The organism is Sulfitobacter sediminilitoris, assembly GCF_010667575.1.
In the GTDB taxonomy this organism is placed as follows: domain Bacteria; phylum Pseudomonadota; class Alphaproteobacteria; order Rhodobacterales; family Rhodobacteraceae; genus Sulfitobacter; species Sulfitobacter sediminilitoris.
Genome location: NZ_JAABNT010000002.1, coordinates 23,314 through 42,355 on the forward strand (window position 1 = coordinate 23,314; position 19,042 = coordinate 42,355).

A 19,042-nucleotide genomic window follows, 5' to 3' on the forward strand; every position below is an offset into this window, starting at 1 on the left:
CATGAGCCTTGCCAGCAAACTGACACAAGAACGGCGCAGCAGGCTTGCCGCCGAACGGTTGCCGGAACTGAAACAGGCCGAACTTTTTGCCGCCAATCGCAAGCTGGGCCAGCACGCGCAACAACTCAGCGAAGAGATCGTTGAAACCCGCGCCGAGGTCGCAAGCATCCGGGGTGAAAACCAGCGCGTGAAATCCGACCTGAGTGCGGCCAACCAGCGAATTGCGATCACGGAACGGCGTTTGTGGTACACGATCGAATCAATCAAGGACGGATTTGCTTTCTTTAATGCGGACCATGAGATGATCATGGCCAACAACGCCTATCTTCAGGCCTTTGACGGGGTCGAAGCGATCCGCACAGGCGTGAATTATGTCACGATCCTGCAGGTCCTCACGGACGAGGGGATTTTGAACACCGCAGGCATGCCGCCCGCCGACTGGCGCCGAATGATGATGGAACGGTTTCAACAGGCCAGTCCTGACCCGATCGACATTCAGCTGTGGAATGGGGAATACATCTGTTTGATCGACCAGCGCGGTCCTGAAGGCGACATTGTTTCGCTTGCGCTGAATATCACTGAGGCCGTCGCTTATGAGGAAAAGCTGAAAGAGGCCCGCAGCGTGGCGGAAAGCGCAAACAGGGCCAAATCCGCCTTTCTGGCCAACATGACCCACGAAATACGCACTCCCATGAACGGTGTGATCGGCATGAGCGACCTGCTCATGGAAACCGAACTGGATGAAGAACAGCGGCCATATGCCGAGACCATCAAAAGCTCAGCCGAAGCCTTGCTGGTTATCATTAACGACGTGCTGGATTACTCCAAGATCGAGGCACAACGGCTTGAGCTGAAGCCGAAACCCTTCAACCTGCAGGTCACCATTCAGGAAGTACTGATGCTGTTGATGCCAACGGCCAAGGGCAAGGGCATCGCGCTTGAGCTGGAATATGACACATCTGTCCCGGTGCATCTGATCGGTGATCCGGTCCGTCTGCGCCAAATTCTGGCAAACCTCATCGGCAATGCTGTGAAATTCACCTCTGACGGTCATGTCGCGGTGCGGGTGACCGCAGGCGAGGTCCAAGAGGATGGTCAGATCGATATGCAGATCGACATTGCGGACACGGGCATCGGTATCCCCGCAGATATGATCGATCACGTGTTTGGTGAATTCAATCAGGTCGAGGGAGAGCGGAACCGTCAGTTCGAAGGCACCGGCCTTGGGCTTGCCATCTGCGAACGCTTGGTCCGGATGATGGGCGGAGATATCTGGGTCACCTCAGAAGAAGGTCAGGGAACCTGCTTCAGTTTCAAGATGACCTTAGCACTGGCCAAGACACCCGACAGCCAGCCAGATGCCGCCGCCCCCCATGACACAAAACCGCAGCAAGGCGCGGCCGAGCTGCGACCGATGCGGATTCTTGCAGCGGAGGATAACAAGACAAACCAGTTCGTCTTTGGCAAAATGATCAAGGATCTGAATATCGATCTGGTCTTTGCCAACAACGGGGCAGAGGCGATCAGCCTGTTTCAGGAAAACACGCCAGACCTGATCTTTATGGATATCTCAATGCCGATCGTGGACGGCAAAGAAGCGACCGCCGCCATTCGCCAGCTTGAGACAGACAGGCGAACACCGATCATCGCGCTAACCGCTCACGCCATGGCCGGGGATGAGGATGAAATACTCAAGGCCGGTTTAGACGGCTACCTGACCAAGCCGCTGCGCAAGCCATCACTTCTTGAACAGATCGAGACCGTGCACACCCCCGACATGGCACCGCTTTATGCGCTTCAGGAAGCCGGGTAATCGCGAACAAAGACGGGTTTTTCAGGCGTAGATGCGTCCGCCTGCCAGGCATATCCGCCAGTGTCGAAGTCCCTGATCGCATCGGGGTCGGTCAACCGGTTCTGAACGATGAATCGCGCCATTGCGCCGCGCGCCTTCTTGGCAAAAAAGCTGACAATCTTCGGCCCTTTGCCGTCGCGCTTGTCTTCCATGAACTGCGGTGTGATCACCCGCAACTTAAGCGCCTTGGGGGCCACCGCGCCAAAGTATTCCTGGCTTGCGCAGTTGATCAGCACATCGCTGCACACCTCATCGGCCTGGGCGTTCAGCGCCTTGGCAATGTCATCGCGCCAGTAGTCATAGAGGTTCGCGCCCCGGCGTGTCTTGAGCTTGCTGCCCATCTCAAGCCTGTAGGGCTGGATCGCGTCCATCGGGCGCAGCACACCATAAAGACCCGAAAGGATGCGCAGGTGCTTCTGCGCCCATGCCATTTCATCCGGATCAAGACTGGCTGCCTCCAGACCCTGATAGGTGTCCCCGGCAAAAGCCAGGGCCGCCGGACGCGTCGCTTCGGCCTCTGGGGCGTCTTCGAACGCCTGAAACCGGTCCCGGTTCAGCCGCGCCAGATCATCACTCAGATCCATCAGGTCCTTGAGTTTGCCCAGCGTCAGATTGCGCATGGTCTTGGCCAGCCGCACTGCGTCATCCTGAAAATCAGGTTGCGTCATCTGCGCTTCTCGCGCGTCCCAATCCAGCCTTTTGGCAGGCGAAATCACCACCAGCATTGCGGTCCCCCTTCAAACGTTTCATCACACATAGCGGCTGAGAACATGACCGCAAGGTCGCTGCGGCATTCAGCCCGCCTCGCGGAGCACATCCAAAAAAGCGGAGCCGAAACGCGATGCGCGCCGTTCACCCAGCAGGCGTTCAATTGCTGTCTCATCCGCGTTGCGCAGTTGCGCAACCTTTGCCAGCAAGGAGGCCGAGCAACTCAAAGGTTTTTCTGTCCCTGCCTCACCGCGGGCCAGATCTGCCTGAACCTGCAAAAGCTGATCATAGACTGTGCCCGCGTCTCGACCGGCCAATTTGCGGCGCGTCGGGTGCATGACTTCGGCTTCGCCGTTGATCACTTCAAGGAACGCCGCACCGTAGGTTTCCAGCTTCTTCGTGCCTACACCACTGATCCCGGCCATGGCGTCCAGATTGTGCGGTCGTGTTTCGGCCATCTCGATCAGCGTTCGGTCGGTGAAAATAATATACGCCGGAACCTTGGCCGCCTCGGCCAGTGCACGCCGCTTGGCCTTGAGCGCGGACAGCAGCGGCGCGTCCTCTTCGCTGACCATTGCCTTGACGGCGGGTCGCCGCGTGGCGCTTGCGGTCTTGATGGAATCCCGCCGCAGGCTGATCTTGGCCTCGTCACGCAGAATGGGCAGGGCGGCATCGGTCATGCGCAGGGCACCATGGCGTTCAGGATCAGGTCGGATCAGATCGTGGCCCATCATCTGCCGGAAAACCGCCTGCCATTGGCGGCGATCATATTCACCCCCCACGCCGAAAGTCGGTAAATCAGCGTGACCACGCGCTTTGACTTTATCCGTCTCAATCCCCAGCAAGATATCGATCAAATGTCCCGACCCGAACCATTCCCCGGTGCGTAGGATCGCTGACAGCGCCTTGCGCACTGCCGTTGTGCCGTCGAACACGTCCGCTGGCGTGTCACACAGATCGCAGCGACCGCAGGTCACCTCCGTTTCATCGAAATATCCCAGCAGCGTCTTGCGCCGACATTCCAGCGCCTCCGCCAGTCCCAAAAGCGAATTCAACCGCGCGTGATCTGCGGCACGACGTTCAGGCGGGGCAAGCCCCTCGTCAATCTGGCTGCGTCGAAGGCGAATGTCATCGGGACCAAACAGCGTCAGCGTCTCGGCCGGTGCCCCGTCGCGACCCGCGCGGCCAATCTCCTGGTAATAGGCCTCAATGGATTTCGGCAGATCGGCATGAGCGACCCATCGGATGTCGGGCTTGTCCACGCCCATGCCAAAGGCCACCGTCGCGCAGACAATCAGCCCGTCCTCTTGCTGAAAACGTCGCTCCGCGATGCGGCGGTCCTCTGCTTCCATCCCACCATGGTAATGGATCGCTTTCTGCCCAGCCTCGTTCAACGCCCGGGCTATACCTTCGGTCTTCGCCCGCGTGCCGCAATAGACGATGCCGGATTGTCCCTTGCGGGCGGCGGCAAAGTTCAGGATCTGCTCTCGCGGCTTGTTCTTGGCGGCAAAGGCAAGATGAATGTTTGGCCGGTCAAAACCGCGCAGGAAGGCGTGTGGCGGTGCGCCATCAAAAAGCTTTTCAACAATCTCAGCCTGCGTTTCGGCATCCGCCGTCGCGGTGAACGCTGCCAAAGGCACATTCAGTGTCCGCCTCAGCTCACCGATGCGCAGGTAATCAGGGCGAAAATCGTGGCCCCACTGGCTCACGCAGTGGGCCTCGTCCACGGCAATCATGTTGACGCCGACGCGTTTCAGCATGCCCATGGCGGACCCTGCCGCCAACCGCTCTGGCGCCATATAGAGCAGCTTGATCGTCCCCGCTTCCAGCCCTTCCCATACGGCATCCGTTTCTTCTGGTGTATTCCCAGAGGTCAGAGCCCCCGCGCCAACGCCCGCCTCTTGCAGGAAACGCACCTGATCCCGCATCAGCGCAATCAGCGGGGAAATCACGACAGTGACCCCCTCGCGCATCAGCGCCGGCAATTGAAAACACAGTGATTTGCCGCCACCCGTCGGCATGATCGCCAGCACGTTTTCACCCGCGGTCACAGCCTCGACAATCTCTTGCTGGCCGGGGCGAAAGGCATCAAAGCCAAAGACGTCTCGAAGTAGCGTGGCAGCGCCAGTCATCGGGGGAACCTGTAAATTTATCTGCTCTTTTTTTGCAGATTCCCACACTAACAATTAATGAACAAGCCCGAACTCGCCTTAGTAAAAGGCCGCCGCGTTGTTGATCAGAACAATCCGTAGAATTGCCACGCCGATCAGCACGATCAACGGCGCAAGGTCCAGGCCGCCCATCGGCGGAACGATCCTGCGCACGCGGCTGTAGATCGGCTCAAGCAGGCGGTTCAGCCCGTCCCAGATCTGCGCGACCAGCGGCTGACGCAGGTTCAGCACCTGAAAATTGATCAGCCAGGACATGATGACATGCGCGATCACGATGAAATAGACGATGTTCAGCAGCAGCATCAGGATCTGGAAAATGGATGTCATGTCTGGCCTCTCTGGGATGATGCCTGTCAGTTAAGCTGCGATCCGCAAAACCGCAAGAGTGCCGCGACGTTCCCAATTGACGCAGCCACACCATAGGTCAACTGCGAGGGTAAAGGAGCCAGTCCATGTACCCATTTGTCCGTACCTTCAAAGAACTCTACATCGCTAACCGCCAGCCGCGTTTCACCGAATTGACGCAGACGCATGTCAGCCAGCATATCTGCTGGCCCCATGACCTCGATTTCTGGATGGAACTGAACAACGGGCGCGCCATGTCACTCTATGACATCGGGCGCACGGCGATGGCGCTGCGTGCCGGTCTGATCGACGTGGTGCGCAAGAACCGCTGGGGGCTGACGATGGCTGGCACAACGACCCGGTTTCGCAAGCGCATCCACGGTTTTGAGCGTTTCGAGATGCGCAGTCGTGCGGTTTGTTGGGATGACAAGTTCGTGTATCTTGAACAAAGCATGTGGAAAGCGAACGGCGACTGCGCCAGCCATGTGCTATACCGCGCGGCCGTCACCGACAAGAATGGGCTGGTGTCTCCCGACAAGGTGCTTGAGGCGATGGGAAAAGAGGTCAGCTCTCCTCCAACGCCGGAATGGATTGCACACTGGTGTGCAGCGGAAAGCCACCGGCCATGGCCGCCAATGCAAGAGGTCTATGCCTGCATCGCGTTGATCACGACTGAGAAATCAAGCGCATCCACCAGCTTCATCGACCAATCTGAGAAATAGCGGCTGGTGATCTCTTTTTGATCGATGATCTTGAACCCGGAATGGCGCGGATCGGCTTTGATCGTTTCGATCAATGCCATCACCCTGTCATCCGGACCTTCCAGAAGCTGGCAAAAGTTACGCCCATTGTAGGCCAGCGCCCCGGTGATCCCCAGATCCGCATTCTTCACTTCCGCTTCAGCCACGATCCTGGCCACGTCTGCAGCGCTCAAATTTACACGGGCCGTGCTAAAATAAAGAACTCTGATCACCTGGCCGCACCTTTAGTAGTCTGCCCACGGGTGATCCACGTTACTTTGAGCACTGATCAATACAAGGGTTTAATCGTCGCAAACCAGGCAAAACCCGTGATCAACCCGCCTTGAACGGTACAGTCTCTCTTGCGCGGCGGCGGCGCGCCTGCTCTACCCTTAGTCAGGGTACGGGGGGCAAGAATGGCAGAGATTTCACAGCGCAAACGCATCTGGGGATGGTATTTCTTCGATTGGGCAAGTCAGCCTTATAATACGCTCTTGCTGACCTTTATATTCGGTCCTTATTTCGCCCAGACGGCAACCAATGCGCTGATTGAGGGGGGAATGGCCGTTGACGCGGCCAAAGCACAGGCGCAGGCCTATTGGGGATACGGCCTTACGGTGACGGGCATCTGCATCGCAATACTCGCGCCCATCCTTGGTGCAATCGCTGATTCCACGGGCAAGCGTATGCCATGGATATGGCTGTTTTCACTGCTTTACTTCGTCGGCGCGGGCGCACTTTGGTGGACGGCCCCGCAGGATTTCTCAATCCTCTGGGCGCTGTTCTTTTTCGGCATTGGCCTCATTGGAATGGAGTTTGCGACGATCTTTACCAACTCCTACCTTCCAGAACTTGACCCGGACCCGGCAGAGCGCGGGCGCATTTCCGGCTCTGGCTGGGCCTTCGGCTATGTCGGCGGCGTGGTCGCCCTGATCGCAATGATTGCGCTGTTCCAGGCAGGCGAGAACGGGCGCACGATGGCAGGGCTTTCACCGTTGTTTGGTCTGGATCCGGGAACCGAGGCCGACACCCGCATCGTCGGACCTTTTGCCGCGATCTGGTTCGCGATCTTCATGATCCCCTTCTTTCTCTACACCCGCGACGACCCGACGTTCGAAGGCAAACGCTATCGCTTTGGTCAGGGCCTAAGCGATCTGATGCGTACTTTGCGCAATCTGCCCCGGCATCCGTCCCTGCTCGCCTATCTTGGCTCGTCCATGTTCTACCGGGATGCGCTGAACGGCATGTACACCTTTGGCGGCATCTACGCGCTGGGGGTGCTGAACTGGTCGATCATCGACATCGGCATTTTCGGCATACTCGCCGCAATCTCCGGTGCGATCTTTTGCTGGATCGGTGGCCGGGTAGATCGGCGCATAGGCCCGATGCCGGTGATCGTGTTTTGCTGCGTGACGCTGATCCTGACCGCCATTCTTATCATTTCACTCACTCCGACGTCGATCATGGGTATCGACTTTGGGGAAGGCACATCTGCCCCTGATGTCGCCTTCTACATTGCCGGTGCCCTTATCGGTGCGGCAGGTGGCGCTCTGCAGGCATCCTCCCGCAACATGATGACCCGGCAGGGTGATCCCGAACGCATGACCGAAGCTTTCGGGCTCTATGCGCTCTCTGGCAAGGCGACGTCATTTCTTGCCCCTGCACTGATTGCCGTGACCAGCGACATCACAGGCAGCCAAAGACTTGGCATTTCCCCCGTTGTGGGGCTGTTCATCCTTGGGTTGATCCTGTTAGCATGGGTGAAACGAGATGGAGATTTTGCCAAATGATCCTTTCCCGAATACTCACAATTACTGCACTGACATTCACGCTCGCCTCCTGCGGCGGCGGAGGGGGCCGTGACATCAGCGGCGAAAAAGTGGTCTTGCCAACGATCGGCACCTCCGGCGGTGCGCTGTCCGGGGTGCAGGCCAAGAAGCTGTTCGGGGCGAAAAGCTTTGCCTCTGCGCAAGGCCCCGCACCCTTTGGAAGTTACGCCAAGGGATGCCTTGCAGGGGCCGCGCAACTGCCTGAAACCGGACCGACCTGGCAGGCCATGCGTCTGTCGCGCAACCGCAACTGGGCTCACCCTGAAATGATCGACATGGTTAAAAAACTGTCGACCTTTGCGGCGACGCAACCCGGTTGGGAAGGGCTCTATATCGGCGACATGAGCCAGCCGCGCGGCGGGCCCATGCTGACCGGGCACCGCAGCCATCAGATCGGACTGGATGCCGACATCTGGATGCTCCCGCCCAAGTCGCTCAGCCTGAGCGCAGGGCAGCGCGAGAAAATCTCATCGATTTCAATGCGGCGCGCCAACGGCGCATACGTCAACAGTTCCTGGACCCAGGCGCACCATAACATCCTGAAGGCCGCCGCCAAGGATCCGCGCGTTTCCCGAATCTTTGTGTTCCCCGGTGCCAAGGTCCAGATGTGCAACGACGAAAAAGGCGACCGCAGCTACCTGCGAAAGATCAGACCGTGGTACGGGCATCACTATCATTTCCACGTACGCCTGAACTGCCCCAAGGGACTGGCCGGATGCGTGAACCAGAAGGCCCCGCCCGCAGGCGATGGCTGCGCCGATGCGGTTCAGTGGCAGCAGAATATCCTCAATCCGCCGCCGCCAAACCCCAATGCAAAACCGCCCAAGCCCCGGCGCGAGCTTTTGCTGGCCGATCTGCCGGCACAGTGCAAGGCGGTTCTGGAAAACTGAGACGTCTTATCCTTGGCTTGATCGTCGCGGCATATGCTGCGGCCCTGCCCGCATCGGCCGATCCCGCGCAAAAGATCGATTCAAACCTGATCTGGGATATCTCGGAGCCATGGTTCGGCGGTTTCTCCGGTCTGGAGGTCTCTCCTGATGGACAATCACTGACCATAATTTCTGATCGTGGCGTGTTGGTTACGGCCCGCCTGATCCGCTCGGCAGGCACGGTGATCGGGATTGAATTGCTGTCGGTCACCCCGCTGCGACAGGCGGATGGCACGCCATTGCAAGGCGATCTGATCGACGCAGAGGGGCTGGCGATTGATGCGGATGGTCAGGCCTTTATCTCTTTCGAGAACAAGCATCGGGTTATGGCGCTCGACCTCTCCGGGGGCATCACGACCCCATTGGCCTCTTACAAGGATTTCGAGCAGCTTGGTTTCAACACGGGTCTCGAAGCGCTCGCCATTCATCCTGACGGCAGGCTCTTTACCCTTTCCGAGGGCAAAGCAGATGAAACCGGGTCAACGCCTCTTTATCAATTGCATGGCGGGCGCTGGACCATCTCTCACCGGGTGCCCCTGAGAGGGCCCTTTGTCCCAGTCGGGGCCGATTTTGATGACAACGGACGTTTTTACCTGCTTGAACGCATGCTCTCTCCGCTGGGGTTTCGCAGCCGCATCCGCCGGTTCGATCTGGATGCTGGACCAAACGCCGTTGAGACGCTCGTGTCCACCATTCCCGGCACCTTCGACAACCTTGAGGCGCTGAGCGTCTGGCGTGACCCCATGGGGCAAATCCGCCTGACGCTGATATCGGACGACAACTTTTTATCACTCCAGCGTACCCAGATCGTGGAATACGTCATCAAGGAATGACTTGCGCCCGACCGCGTGAACCCCTAAAGCGCGACCGTCTGCGATCCCCGCAGGCCAAGTCGCCGCACCCTTGTACAAAACGGTTTACATATGACACGCACACACCTTCCCGGCATCCTTGCCATGGCCGCCATTGTTGTGGCCTCCAATATTCTTGTTCAATTTCTCTTCGGTCAGTGGCTGACCTGGGGGGCATTCACGTACCCGCTTGCCTTCCTCGTCACCGACATCATGAACCGCGTCTACGGCACGTCGGCTGCCCGCCGGGTGGTGCTGGTGGGCTTTGTCGTCGGTCTGATCTGTTCGCTGATCGGCACCCAGATCATGGGTGAATTCGGCCCTCTCGTTACGGTTCGGATCGCCATCGGATCAGGTATCGCCTTCCTTGTGGCCCAGTTGATCGACGTGTCGATCTTCTCTGCCCTGAAAGACGGCGCATGGTGGCGCGCACCTTTGGTCAGCACGCTGATCGGCTCGACCGTGGATACGGCGCTGTTCTTCTCCATCGCCTTCTCCGGTGCGCTCAGCTTTATCCACCCGGCAACGGATGTCTCCTGGGCGGCGGACAGCCTTCCGCTCTTGGGAAGTGGCCCCATGGCACCGCTTTGGGTCTCTCTTGCCGTGGCAGACTGGACCGTGAAACTCAGCATCGCGCTGATCGCGCTGATCCCGTTCCGGGTGATCACAGGCCGCTTGCTGCGCACGGCATAAGGCCGCCCGGCCCCGCCGTCATGCTATGACTTTCAGGGGTCGGGGGCAGTCCTCCGGCCCTTGTCATATGATCTGCAAGCGACGGACAGCAGGACCACCTCAGGGTGCGACACAAAAAACACTTTGCGTTTGCAGAAATTCATGCGACGATTCGGGTGAGTTCAACAAATGTAAAGGAGGTGATCCAGTGTCAAGAAAGGTATTGGAGAGAGGTGTCGGAACAGCTTTGGAGGGTTCCTGCTAGGGCAGCCCCTGGCGGTCGAGAACTGCAAAGTGGACGTCGGTCTAACCGGCACACCTCCGTAAACCATTCGATTGGGCCGCTCCGTCACCGGGGCGGCCCATTTCGCTTCAGGCGGCGACTGCCTCGGCGTCCAGTGAACGCCAGGCGGCGAATTCTTCGTCAAAGGTTTCCTCCTCGACCGGGATGATCGCGTTCATCACGTCGATCAGCGTTTCCGCCCCATCGGGTGCGCCGACCACCACATAGCGGCCCACGTTAGTCACCGACCGGAAACGCGATTTCAGCGCTTCCCAGCTTAACGACGCACCTGTCTCGGCACCTTTGTAGCGGTCAAAGATCATCAGCATGTCGACCTTTTCGGTCTGGTCAAACACGCGGTTCATATATTCGGCCATCGCCGTCATGTCCTCGCGGCTGACTTCCGCGGTGATGCGGAAGGCATAGAGATCTTTGCGGCTGGTGGCGATTTGGGTGATAGAGGGACGCGTCAGCATGGGGTGCCTTTCTGTTTCAGCAGTTGCAATGCCAACGCCCCTTCCCCTCAACCAGTTCCGATGCGATGTTGGCTCTCATGCTGCGGATCAATGACACCATCACCATTCAGGACTGGGAAATCACAGAGCAATTCGTGCGGTCATCGGGCCCGGGCGGCCAGAATGTGAACAAGGTCGCCACCGCTGTCGAATTGCGGTTCGAAGCTGCGAGTTCGCCCTCGTTACCGGGCCCAGTCAAGACGCGGCTCAAACGGTTGGCGGGACGGCGCTGGACCAATGAAGGCGCGCTGATCATCCAATGCGATGAAACGCGAAGTCAGGCGCGCAACCGCGACATCGCGCGGGATCGTCTGACCGATTTGATCAAGAAGGCGCTGACGCCGCCCAAACGCCGGATCGCCACGCGCCCCACGCTGGGCTCCAAGAAACGTCGACTGAAAGCCAAGAAGGTCCGCGGAGAAGTGAAAGCGTTGCGCGGCAAGGTCGACCCGGAAAACTGAGCCGCCGTTCTTCTTACACCATTATGATTTCATAAACTTTTTGTCCCCGCGGGGACAGGCGTTATTTTTCTTTGCGCAGCACGTAGATATCCATGATCCACCCGTGATTTTCACGTGCTTCCGCCCGCATTTTCAAGATCTGCGCGCTGACCTCGGCCAGCGGCCCTTCACAGATGATCTGTTCCTCCATGCCGACATAGCCGCCCCACCAGATGTGATACCCGTCAGGCGGCAAGGTTTGAAACGCACAGGTGCCGTCCAGCATCACAGCAATCGTATCGACGCCCGGGGGCCAGCCATCATCGCGCAATCGCCTGCCCGTGGTCACCGTAAAGGGTGCGCCGATCTCGTTGATCGGGATCGCGTGGGCCGCCGTCAGCGCCTGCAACGAGGTTATGCCCGGGATCACCTCGATCTGCGGGGCCGGGTTCAGCCGCGCGGCGATGCGAAGTGTGCTGTCATATAGCGATGGGTCGCCCCAGACCAGAAGCGCAACCTTTTGCGCCGCCGGATGCGTCGCCATCGCGTCCTGCCAAGCGAGGGCGATGGCATCGTGCCAGTCATCGACACGTTGGCGGTAGTCGGCCGTCGCCTCGTCCCGCACAGGTAAATCGAATGCGACGATCCGTGTTTCAGGATTTGTCAGCACGTCATCACAAATCGTTCGGCGCAGCTCGGCCAGATCTGCTTTCCCCTCCCCTTTTTCCGGGATCAGGATTAGATCCTGCGCATTGATCGCACGAATTGCCTGAAGCGTGAGGTGCTCAGGATTGCCGGTTCCAATACCGATAAGCGTCAGATGCATCGCTCTACCCCGGTATCCGCGCAATGGCCTTGGTTCGCAGATTGCCGATCACGCGGGCATCCTCGAACGTGCCGTCGGGCGAGCGTGCGTAATGATCCACAAAGGCCTGCAAATCGGGCAGATCAGCCTCCGACACGTCGCCAAAGAGATAGGCCACCTTGCCCGCCTCGCGGAAGGCCACGGTCTGCGGACGCTTGCAGCCGGACATGCAACTGACGGCTTCGACCTCGACATCACGCAGGCCGTCACGCAGCACATCGACGATGGCACCGTCTTCGGTACAAGTCTGGCAAACGAACATTTTCATCCCTCCAGCTCCGCCAGAGGCCCGTAAAAGATCAGGGCCGGGGTCGTGCTGGTCGTACTTTCAAGGTGGGCGGCAAGGGTTGCAATCGTGTGGCGCGTGACCTTCTCGGCAGGCGTCGACACAGCCTCTGCCAGCATCGCAGGGGTGCTGGAGGGCAATCCGTGTTCGATCAGCTTTTGCACCAGACCGGGAAACGTGCGCTTGCCCATGTAGACCACGGTCGTCGCCATTGGGTCTGCCAGTGCAGCCATGTTCACATCCGGTGGCAGATCGCCGGTCACATCGGCCCCGGTGATGAATTGCACACGCCGTGCTGTAAGGCGACGCGTCAGCGGGATACCAGCCGTCGCGGCAGCGGCCGAAGCAGAGGTGACGCCTGGAATGATCTCGAACGGGATGCCAACGTTTTGTAGGGCGGTGATCTCCTCCTCAAGACGACCGAACATGCCGCTGTCACCGGATTTCAGGCGCACCACCCGAAGACCGGCCTTGGCATGATCGACCAAAACCTGAGACACATGATGCTGTTTGGGAGACGCCCTGCCCGCCCGTTTGCCCACACCGATCAGGTCCGCATCCGGGTTGGCATGCTCAAGGATCGGTCCTGCGCTGAGGTCATCAAACAACACCACCTCAGCCGCCCTTATACGATCCACCGCCTTGACCGTCAGCAACTCAGGGTCGCCGGGTCCCGATGACACGAATGAGACAAACCCGCTCATGCGCCCTCCGAGATCATGTGAAAGAACGTGCCCGTTGCACGTCCCCCACCTTCGAAGGTGCGCACAGACCCGGTTTCTGACACTTCCTGATCGTTGCTATCGGTGATCTTTGCCAGCGGAGCATCCGGTTCTGTCAGGATCGTCGCATAGTGGAATTCGTGACCGCGCAGGCGGGTGCCCTCATCGAAGCCCGGTATCGGTGCGTTCAGCGTGGCCTTGCGATAGCCAAGGTGAAACTTGCGTTTTTCGAATGACGTCTCAAGCTCAAGCAACCCGGCCATCTGGTGCGGGGTGCCTTCCTTGTCGACCAGCACCGCGCCCATGGCCATATAGCCCCCGCATTCACCATGTACGGGCCGCGTGCGGGCAAAGCTGCGGATGCCATCGCGAAATGTTTCTGCCGCGGCAAGCTTGCCCGCGTGCAGTTCAGGGTATCCGCCCGGCAACCAGCAGACATCGGCGCGATCGTCCGGCGCCTGATCAGCCAGAGGGGAATATGGAAGAACCTCAGCCCCCGCTGCACGCCATCCGGCCAGCAGGTGCGGATAGACAAAGGCAAAGGCTTCGTCCTGCGCCAGCGCAATGCGCTGCCCCGGCGGGACAACTTTGGCCGGGGATGGTGCATCCTGCAAATGGCCCGTTGCCGCATCGCGCAGCGCACCCAGATCGACGTGCGCTGCAACAAAGGCCGCTGCCTCGGCCAGGATCTCGGGCAGGTTTTCCTGCTCACCAGCCTGCACGAGGCCGAGATGGCGTTCAGGCAACTCGATCTCTTTCCGGCGCGGCAACGCGCCTAGAACCGTGATGCCAACCTGCTCCATCCCGACGCGGATCAGCGTCTCGTGCCGGGGCGATGCGACGCGGTTCAGCACCACACCGGCGAGGGTTACGTCAGGCCGGTACGTCTTGAAGCCCAATGCCATTGCCGCCACGGATTGCGCCGCGCCCGATGCATCAAGCACCAGCACAACTGGCCACCCCATATGCGCGGCAATATCGGCGCTGGCACCATTTCCGTAAGCACCGGGGATCGCGACACCATCGAATAGGCCCATCGACCCTTCCGCAAGGATCAGGTCCGCGCCATCTGCATTGCCGACAAGCCCGCTGATGGATGGCAGGTCCATCGACCAACTGTCGAGATTGAAAGACGCGCGGCCCGATGCGGCCGTATGAAAGGCCGGGTCGATATAATCAGGTCCGCTTTTGAAGGGCTGCACATTGATGCCCTGTGCGCGAAATTCAGCGAGAAGACCCAGCATCAGCGTGGTCTTTCCCGTCCCCGAAGACGGGGCTGATATCATCAGGCCGGGCGGGATCATTCGGCCGTCTCCGGGAATCGAGGTGATGTCCCCACGGGGCGGAACCGACGATCGTAATCGCCAGCGTATAGGCGGCTTTCACCGAAGTCTTCCGCACCGATGGCATGGCCGACAAGGATCAGCGCGGTGCGTTCCATTTCCTCGCCTATGGCGGTTTGCAGGGTCGCAAGCGTTGCCTTGACCACGCGTTGGTCAGGCCAGCTGGCCCGCCAGACCACGGCAACAGGGCAATCCGCGCCGTAATGTGGCGTCAGTTCCTCAACGACTTTGTCAAGGACATGGACCGACAGGTGAATGGCAAGCGTCGCACCGGTTCTGGCGAAATTCTCAAGGGTCTCGCCCTCGGGCATCGCCGTGGCACGGCCAGATGTGCGGGTCAGGATGACCGATTGGGCGACACCCGGCAAAGTGAGTTCCGCATTCAACGCAGCGGCAGCGGCGGCGAAGGACGGCACGCCGGGCGTCACGTCATACGGGATGTCCAGCTCGCGCAGGCGGCGCAACTGCTCCCCCATGGCGGACCAGACCGACAGATCGCCCGAATGGAGGCGTGCCACATCGTGACCTGCCGCGTGTGCGGTGCTGATTTCGGCCATGATCTCGTCCAGCGACATGCGCGCCGTGTTCACGATCTTTGCCCCCTCGGGGCAGTGAGCGAGCAGGGCTTCAGGCACCAGCGATCCGGCATAAAGGCAGACCGGGCACGCCGCGATCAGGTCGCGGCCACGCAGGGTGATCAGGTCAGGGGCACCGGGGCCAGCACCGATAAAATGGACGGTCATTGGGTCTGATTCCTTCAGCTTTCCGCAATGGCGGCTGTGGCCATACCATCGCCCGAGACGACACGCGCCGCAACCAGCCGGGCGTTCGGACCCGCAGCAGCAAGAGCGGCGGCTTCGGCCAGCGAGCCGGTGCCGAACTTGTCCTGAATGCGCTGGGATTGGGTGGGCGTGATCATCTGTTCAAGGTCTGTTTTCGTGATGCCAAGGCCGGGAAGGCCAAGCAATTGGGCGAATTCACGGAACACTTTTTCACGGGACTTTGCGCTTTCTGTGACCAGCGCATTAGGTTTCTGGCTGCCGCTTGCTTCGAGCGCCAGACGCATGGCGTCTTGCAAACTGGACAGATCGGCAGCCGCGCGGAACCCCAGACCCATAACCCTCATAGCGTGACACTCCACTGCACGACAGGTCGCGCCGGGGACCACCCGCGCAGACCGCCGAGCGGTTGGGCCTGTGCCAGCTCTATGCGCAAAAGCTCACCGCCATGCGCTGCGTGAAGCTGGGTGAGCAGTGCCTCGGTCTCCAGCGTCACACCATTGGCGACAAGTCGCGTGCCGGGGCGAAGACAGTTGAACAGACGCTCGAACAGCTCTGCGGTGCCGCCGCCACCGACGAAAACGGCGTCAGGCGGGGGATGGCCCTCAATGCTCTGAATCGACGGGCCTTCGACCACCTGCATCAAGTGGTCGATGCCGAAATCCGTGATGTTGCGGGCGATGTTGGCGGCGCGGTCCGGTCTGATCTCAAAGGCGGTGGCGCGGCCACGCGCAAGACACCATTCTACAGATATGGACCCCGACCCTGCGCCAATATCCCAAAGGTGTTCCCCGGCTCGTGGCGCGAGTGCCGAGAGGGTCAGCGCGCGCACGGGGCGCTTGGTGATCTGGCCGTCATGGGTGAAAGCGTCATCCGGCAGGCCAGACGCCCGCGAAAAGCCGACATCGGCGGGGAGATCAATCGCAACAGCAACCGGCGCTTGGACATCGGTGAGGTCGAACCCGGCTGCGGTAGTGTTTCGGATACGCTGGTGCGCGCCCCCCATACGCTCGCAAACAAAAAGCTCCGCTGCCCCGGCGTCCTGATCCGTCAGCCATCTGGCAAGCGCGGCAGGGACGTCTGCATCACGGACAAGGCAGATCAGGCGGCCCTTTGGGGACAGGACGCGGCGCAGTCGGGCGAAAGGCGCCGCGTGCAACCCGTGGCACGTCGTTTCCTCAAGCCGCCAGCCCAAAGCACCCGCCACCAGCGAAAAGGTCGAAGGGGCGGGCAGCACAGTCCAGTCTGCGGGATCAAGGTGCGCTGAAAGACTGCCGCCTGCGCCGAACCAGAACGGATCCCCCGAGGCAAGTACCACGGTCGGGCGGCCTTTGGCGGCGAGCACCGGGTCGATGGAGAAGGGCACCGGCCAAGGATGCCCCTTGTCGCCCGCGCCAATCAGATCGAGGTGCCGTGGCCCGCCAAAGATCATCTCTGCCGCGTCAATCGCTGCACGACTTGCAGGCGGCAGGTTTGCCGCGCTATCGTCGGCCATTCCGATGATCGTCAACCAAGGATCACCCATCATGCGCATCCTTCTGCTCGGCGGTACAACCGAGGCCAGCAGCTTGGCCGAAACCCTCGCCAAGGCGGGTGTGGATGCCGTGTTCTCCTACGCGGGACGAACGAACGCGCCCAAGGCACAGCCTTTGCCAATGCGGCTTGGCGGCTTTGGCGGTGTGGCCGGTCTGATGGACTATTTGCGCAGCGAAAGCATCACGCATGTCGTTGACGCGACACACCCCTTTGCCGCCGGGATGAGCCGAAATGCCTTTGAGGCCTGTGCGCAGATCAATCTGCCGCTTATTCGGCTGGAGCGCCCGGAATGGGTGCCGGGGAGCGGTGACAACTGGACGCTTTTGCCCATCGTCGAAGACATTCCGGCGGCCCTGCCCGACGAACCGTCGCGCGTGTTCCTGGCGATTGGCAAGCAGCAGATCGGCCTCTTTGCCGTGAAACCGCAGCATCACTATCTCTTGCGGCTGGTCGATGAACCAAAGGACGCACTGCCCCTGCCTGATTGCAGCGTTGTGATCGAACGCGGGCCGTTTGACGTGAGCGCGGACCGGGCGCTGATGGAGACGCATCGGATCACTCATGTCGTTGCAAAGAACGGGGGCGGGCGTGGGGCGCGGGCAAAGCTGGATGCCGCACGGGCCTTGGGATTGCCTGTGTTGATGGCAAAGCGTCCGGCGCTTCCGGGGAACAGTGTCGCAAGGGATGCGGAGGAAGTGATGCGCTGGTTGGATCATGATGCGGATCGGGGCGTATAGACATAGCGCCCCACACGTTTTGTGGATGCATTGCCGACGATCACAACCGTACGCATGTCAGCCATTTCTGGCGTGGCTTCTGACAGGACAACGGTATTGAGCATCTGATCAGGCGTGCTGACGGCGCGGGCGAAAATAATCAGGCGCTCAGGTTCACATTCCTCGCGCAGGATTTTCAGGGTCTTTTCAAAGCCTTCAGGCCGGGATTTCGAACGTGGATTGTAGAATGCCATCGCAAAGTCGCCACGTGCCGCCATGCGCAGGCGATGTTCGATCAACTCCCACGGCTTGAGATTATCGCTGAGGTTGATCGCGCAGAAATCATGGCCCAATGGCGCACCTGCGGCGGCGGCGGCGGCGAGCATCGCGGTAATGCCGGGCAGGACGCGAATTTCTGTTTCCTGAAACGCCAGATGCTGTTCAAGCGCCTCGAACACGGCGGAGGCCATGGCGAAAACGCCCGGATCACCGGAAGATACGACAACGACCTTTGCCCCTTGGGCGGCGAGCTGAAGCGCGTGCAACGCGCGGTCAAGTTCAACCCGGTTGTCCGTGGGATGCAAGTTAAGACCGGGGCGTTCGGCGACGCGGGCGACATAAGGGATATAGCCGATGATATCGGTCGCCTGATCAAGTGCCGCAGTCACTTCGGGCGTGACAAGGGCCTCGTTGCCCGGCCCAAGTCCCGCGATGGCCACCCATCCGGTCATTCGGCCGCCTCAGGCCTGCGGCCCTGCCCATGCACAAGGACGATAGCGAAATAAGGACAATCGTCTTCGGCAACGTCCGCAAGCTTTGCAATGCGCTGTCCTCGCATCGTGCCCTTTTCGACCAGCCAGGCGTCCTGCAACTTGCCTGCCCTTTCCAACGCCCGCTTCACACGCGGGAGATTACGGCCGGTCTTCATCACCACCAGCGCGTCAGCGGCCTTCATGTGGGCGACAAGGTCATCTTCGGGCAGCGTGCCCATCAGAACCGTCATCACGTCATCGCCCCAGGTGTAAGGCATATCGAGGGCGTTCCAGCAGCCAACCATACCGGGGATGGCCGGGAGCACCTCAACCTCGGCGCGGCCTTGCAAGCGAGTATGCAGATGCATGAACGAGCCATAGAAGAACGGATCGCCTTCACACAGAACGACCAAGTCATGGTCCTTGGCAAGCGCTTCTAGCTTGTCGGCCCATTCCTCATAGAAATCGACCATCAACTGGCGATATTCTTCGCTGTCAAAATGCAATTCGGTCGTGACAGGATATTCCATTGGATACTCGATCGCGTCGTCGCGCAGCAGGTCTTTTACAATTGTACGCGCCTGTCCTGCACGGCCCTTCTTGCGAAAGAAGGCGACATGTTTTGCACTTCGGATCACGCGGTCGGATTTGACGCTGATCAGGTCAGGGTCACCGGGGCCAAGGCCCGCACAGATGATTTTGCCCATG

Annotated in this window: 22 protein-coding genes; 8 read left to right on the forward strand and 14 right to left on the reverse strand. The window is 59.9% G+C overall.

Features of this window, described 5'->3' with window-relative positions:
- Window position 1 precedes the first annotated feature (1 nt).
- Window positions 2-1,813: an ATP-binding protein gene (locus GV827_RS02995; protein WP_164352228.1), complete on the forward strand. Its 1,812-nt coding sequence runs from the start codon at window positions 2-4 to the stop codon at window positions 1,811-1,813.
- Here GV827_RS02995 and yaaA read toward each other — a convergent pair.
- The 3 genes from yaaA to GV827_RS03010 all read right to left on the reverse strand — a co-directional run bounded on the left by yaaA (window position 1,798) and on the right by GV827_RS03010 (window position 5,058).
- Window positions 1,798-2,577 (reverse strand): peroxide stress protein YaaA, encoded by a 780-nt coding sequence (gene yaaA / locus GV827_RS03000; protein WP_164352229.1) that lies wholly within the window; start codon window positions 2,575-2,577, stop codon window positions 1,798-1,800. The two genes, GV827_RS02995 and yaaA, sit on opposite strands and share 16 nt — an antisense overlap.
- Before the next feature lie 69 nt (window positions 2,578-2,646).
- Window positions 2,647-4,692 carry a DNA helicase RecQ gene (gene recQ, locus GV827_RS03005; protein ID WP_164352230.1) on the reverse strand — a complete coding sequence of 682 codons (2,046 nt, stop codon included), beginning with the start codon at window positions 4,690-4,692 and terminating at the stop codon, window positions 2,647-2,649.
- Between the two features lie 78 nt (window positions 4,693-4,770).
- Window positions 4,771-5,058 carry a YggT family protein gene (locus GV827_RS03010; protein ID WP_164352231.1) on the reverse strand — a complete coding sequence of 96 codons (288 nt, stop codon included), beginning with the start codon at window positions 5,056-5,058 and terminating at the stop codon, window positions 4,771-4,773.
- Between the two features lie 125 nt (window positions 5,059-5,183).
- On the opposite strand from GV827_RS03010, the gene GV827_RS03015 reads away from it, so the two are divergent.
- Window positions 5,184-5,798, forward strand: a complete 615-nt coding sequence (locus GV827_RS03015) for an acyl-CoA thioesterase (protein WP_164352232.1) — start codon at window positions 5,184-5,186, stop codon at window positions 5,796-5,798.
- On the opposite strand, the gene GV827_RS03020 is transcribed toward GV827_RS03015, so the two are convergent.
- On the reverse strand, window positions 5,723-6,049 hold the full coding sequence (locus GV827_RS03020) for a BLUF domain-containing protein (RefSeq protein WP_164352233.1): 327 nt from the start codon (window positions 6,047-6,049) through the stop codon (window positions 5,723-5,725). The two genes, GV827_RS03015 and GV827_RS03020, sit on opposite strands and share 76 nt — an antisense overlap.
- 183 nt (window positions 6,050-6,232) lie before the next feature.
- Here GV827_RS03020 and GV827_RS03025 point away from each other — a divergent pair, with 183 nt between their 5' ends.
- From GV827_RS03025 to GV827_RS03040, 4 genes are all read left to right on the forward strand, one after another.
- Window positions 6,233-7,606, forward strand: coding sequence for an MFS transporter (locus GV827_RS03025; protein ID WP_164352234.1), 1,374 nt, complete (start codon window positions 6,233-6,235; stop codon window positions 7,604-7,606).
- Entirely contained in the window at window positions 7,603-8,535 is a 933-nt protein-coding gene (gene mepA, locus GV827_RS03030) for a penicillin-insensitive murein endopeptidase (RefSeq protein WP_164352235.1), read from the forward strand. The genes GV827_RS03025 and mepA overlap by 4 nt, the downstream gene beginning before the upstream one ends.
- 17 nt (window positions 8,536-8,552) lie before the next feature.
- Window positions 8,553-9,407, forward strand: a complete 855-nt coding sequence (locus GV827_RS03035; RefSeq protein WP_164352236.1) for an esterase-like activity of phytase family protein — start codon at window positions 8,553-8,555, stop codon at window positions 9,405-9,407.
- Window positions 9,408-9,497: 90 nt separating this feature from the next.
- Window positions 9,498-10,118, forward strand: coding sequence for a queuosine precursor transporter (locus tag GV827_RS03040; protein ID WP_164352237.1), 621 nt, complete (start codon window positions 9,498-9,500; stop codon window positions 10,116-10,118).
- 351 nt (window positions 10,119-10,469) lie between these two features.
- Here the strand turns inward: GV827_RS03040 and GV827_RS03045 are convergent, their stop codons facing one another.
- Window positions 10,470-10,856, reverse strand: a complete 387-nt coding sequence (locus tag GV827_RS03045) for a SpoIIAA family protein (protein ID WP_164352238.1) — start codon at window positions 10,854-10,856, stop codon at window positions 10,470-10,472.
- Window positions 10,857-10,921: 65 nt separating this feature from the next.
- Here GV827_RS03045 and arfB point away from each other — a divergent pair, with 65 nt between their 5' ends.
- Complete coding sequence (gene arfB / locus GV827_RS03050) at window positions 10,922-11,356, forward strand: alternative ribosome rescue aminoacyl-tRNA hydrolase ArfB (protein ID WP_408056263.1); 435 nt, start codon at window positions 10,922-10,924, stop codon at window positions 11,354-11,356.
- A gap of 61 nt (window positions 11,357-11,417) precedes the next feature.
- Here the strand turns inward: arfB and cobF are convergent, their stop codons facing one another.
- The 7 genes from cobF to cbiE are packed head-to-tail and all read right to left on the reverse strand — an operon-like array spanning window position 11,418 to window position 16,855.
- Window positions 11,418-12,161 carry a precorrin-6A synthase (deacetylating) gene (cobF, locus tag GV827_RS03055; protein ID WP_164352240.1) on the reverse strand — a complete coding sequence of 248 codons (744 nt, stop codon included), beginning with the start codon at window positions 12,159-12,161 and terminating at the stop codon, window positions 11,418-11,420.
- Window positions 12,162-12,165: 4 nt separating this feature from the next.
- Window positions 12,166-12,468 carry a DUF1636 family protein gene (locus tag GV827_RS03060; protein ID WP_164352241.1) on the reverse strand — a complete coding sequence of 101 codons (303 nt, stop codon included), beginning with the start codon at window positions 12,466-12,468 and terminating at the stop codon, window positions 12,166-12,168.
- Entirely contained in the window at window positions 12,465-13,190 is a 726-nt protein-coding gene (gene cobA / locus GV827_RS03065) for a uroporphyrinogen-III C-methyltransferase (RefSeq protein ID WP_164352242.1), read from the reverse strand. The genes GV827_RS03060 and cobA overlap by 4 nt, the downstream gene beginning before the upstream one ends.
- Window positions 13,187-14,512, reverse strand: coding sequence for a cobyrinate a,c-diamide synthase (locus tag GV827_RS03070; RefSeq protein WP_164352243.1), 1,326 nt, complete (start codon window positions 14,510-14,512; stop codon window positions 13,187-13,189). The genes cobA and GV827_RS03070 overlap by 4 nt, the downstream gene beginning before the upstream one ends.
- Window positions 14,509-15,294 carry a precorrin-4 C(11)-methyltransferase gene (gene cobM / locus GV827_RS03075; protein WP_164352244.1) on the reverse strand — a complete coding sequence of 262 codons (786 nt, stop codon included), beginning with the start codon at window positions 15,292-15,294 and terminating at the stop codon, window positions 14,509-14,511. Before cobM ends, GV827_RS03070 begins: the two co-directional genes overlap by 4 nt.
- A 14-nt stretch (window positions 15,295-15,308) precedes the next feature.
- Window positions 15,309-15,677, reverse strand: coding sequence for a cobalamin biosynthesis protein (locus tag GV827_RS03080; RefSeq protein WP_164352245.1), 369 nt, complete (start codon window positions 15,675-15,677; stop codon window positions 15,309-15,311).
- The gene (cbiE, locus tag GV827_RS03085) at window positions 15,674-16,855 is read right to left on the reverse strand and encodes a precorrin-6y C5,15-methyltransferase (decarboxylating) subunit CbiE (protein ID WP_164352246.1); all 1,182 of its coding nucleotides are present in this window, start codon (window positions 16,853-16,855) and stop codon (window positions 15,674-15,676) included. Before cbiE ends, GV827_RS03080 begins: the two co-directional genes overlap by 4 nt.
- On the opposite strand from cbiE, the gene GV827_RS03090 reads away from it, so the two are divergent.
- Complete coding sequence (locus GV827_RS03090; protein ID WP_164352676.1) at window positions 16,854-17,603, forward strand: cobalt-precorrin-6A reductase; 750 nt, start codon at window positions 16,854-16,856, stop codon at window positions 17,601-17,603. The two genes, cbiE and GV827_RS03090, sit on opposite strands and share 2 nt — an antisense overlap.
- Here GV827_RS03090 and cobJ read toward each other — a convergent pair.
- The gene (gene cobJ / locus GV827_RS03095) at window positions 17,579-18,313 is read right to left on the reverse strand and encodes a precorrin-3B C(17)-methyltransferase (RefSeq protein ID WP_164352247.1); all 735 of its coding nucleotides are present in this window, start codon (window positions 18,311-18,313) and stop codon (window positions 17,579-17,581) included. The genes GV827_RS03090 and cobJ overlap by 25 nt on opposite strands.
- A complete protein-coding gene (locus tag GV827_RS03100) occupies window positions 18,310-19,041 on the reverse strand; it encodes a precorrin-2 C(20)-methyltransferase (protein ID WP_164352248.1) in 732 nt (243 codons plus the stop codon). Before GV827_RS03100 ends, cobJ begins: the two co-directional genes overlap by 4 nt.
- Window position 19,042: the final 1 nt, after the last annotated feature.

Excerpts from the sequence above, each read along its gene's own strand:
- GV827_RS02995 (WP_164352228.1), top strand. The coding sequence starts at position 2 with ATGAGCCTTGCCAGCAAACTGACACAAGAACGGCGCAGCAGGCTTGCC.
- yaaA (WP_164352229.1), bottom strand. The coding sequence starts at position 2,577 with ATGCTGGTGGTGATTTCGCCTGCCAAAAGGCTGGATTGGGACGCGCGA.
- recQ (WP_164352230.1), bottom strand. The coding sequence starts at position 4,692 with ATGACTGGCGCTGCCACGCTACTTCGAGACGTCTTTGGCTTTGATGCC.
- GV827_RS03010 (WP_164352231.1), bottom strand. The coding sequence starts at position 5,058 with ATGACATCCATTTTCCAGATCCTGATGCTGCTGCTGAACATCGTCTAT.
- GV827_RS03015 (WP_164352232.1), top strand. The coding sequence starts at position 5,184 with ATGTACCCATTTGTCCGTACCTTCAAAGAACTCTACATCGCTAACCGC.
- GV827_RS03025 (WP_164352234.1), top strand. The coding sequence starts at position 6,233 with ATGGCAGAGATTTCACAGCGCAAACGCATCTGGGGATGGTATTTCTTC.
- mepA (WP_164352235.1), top strand. The coding sequence starts at position 7,603 with ATGATCCTTTCCCGAATACTCACAATTACTGCACTGACATTCACGCTC.
- GV827_RS03040 (WP_164352237.1), top strand. The coding sequence starts at position 9,498 with ATGACACGCACACACCTTCCCGGCATCCTTGCCATGGCCGCCATTGTT.
- GV827_RS03045 (WP_164352238.1), bottom strand. The coding sequence starts at position 10,856 with ATGCTGACGCGTCCCTCTATCACCCAAATCGCCACCAGCCGCAAAGAT.
- arfB (WP_408056263.1), top strand. The coding sequence starts at position 10,922 with ATGTTGGCTCTCATGCTGCGGATCAATGACACCATCACCATTCAGGAC.
- cobF (WP_164352240.1), bottom strand. The coding sequence starts at position 12,161 with ATGCATCTGACGCTTATCGGTATTGGAACCGGCAATCCTGAGCACCTC.
- GV827_RS03060 (WP_164352241.1), bottom strand. The coding sequence starts at position 12,468 with ATGAAAATGTTCGTTTGCCAGACTTGTACCGAAGACGGTGCCATCGTC.
- cobA (WP_164352242.1), bottom strand. The coding sequence starts at position 13,190 with ATGAGCGGGTTTGTCTCATTCGTGTCATCGGGACCCGGCGACCCTGAG.
- GV827_RS03070 (WP_164352243.1), bottom strand. The coding sequence starts at position 14,512 with ATGATCCCGCCCGGCCTGATGATATCAGCCCCGTCTTCGGGGACGGGA.
- cobM (WP_164352244.1), bottom strand. The coding sequence starts at position 15,294 with ATGACCGTCCATTTTATCGGTGCTGGCCCCGGTGCCCCTGACCTGATC.
- GV827_RS03080 (WP_164352245.1), bottom strand. The coding sequence starts at position 15,677 with ATGAGGGTTATGGGTCTGGGGTTCCGCGCGGCTGCCGATCTGTCCAGT.
- cbiE (WP_164352246.1), bottom strand. The coding sequence starts at position 16,855 with ATGGGTGATCCTTGGTTGACGATCATCGGAATGGCCGACGATAGCGCG.
- cobJ (WP_164352247.1), bottom strand. The coding sequence starts at position 18,313 with ATGACCGGATGGGTGGCCATCGCGGGACTTGGGCCGGGCAACGAGGCC.
- GV827_RS03100 (WP_164352248.1), bottom strand. The coding sequence starts at position 19,041 with ATGGGCAAAATCATCTGTGCGGGCCTTGGCCCCGGTGACCCTGACCTG.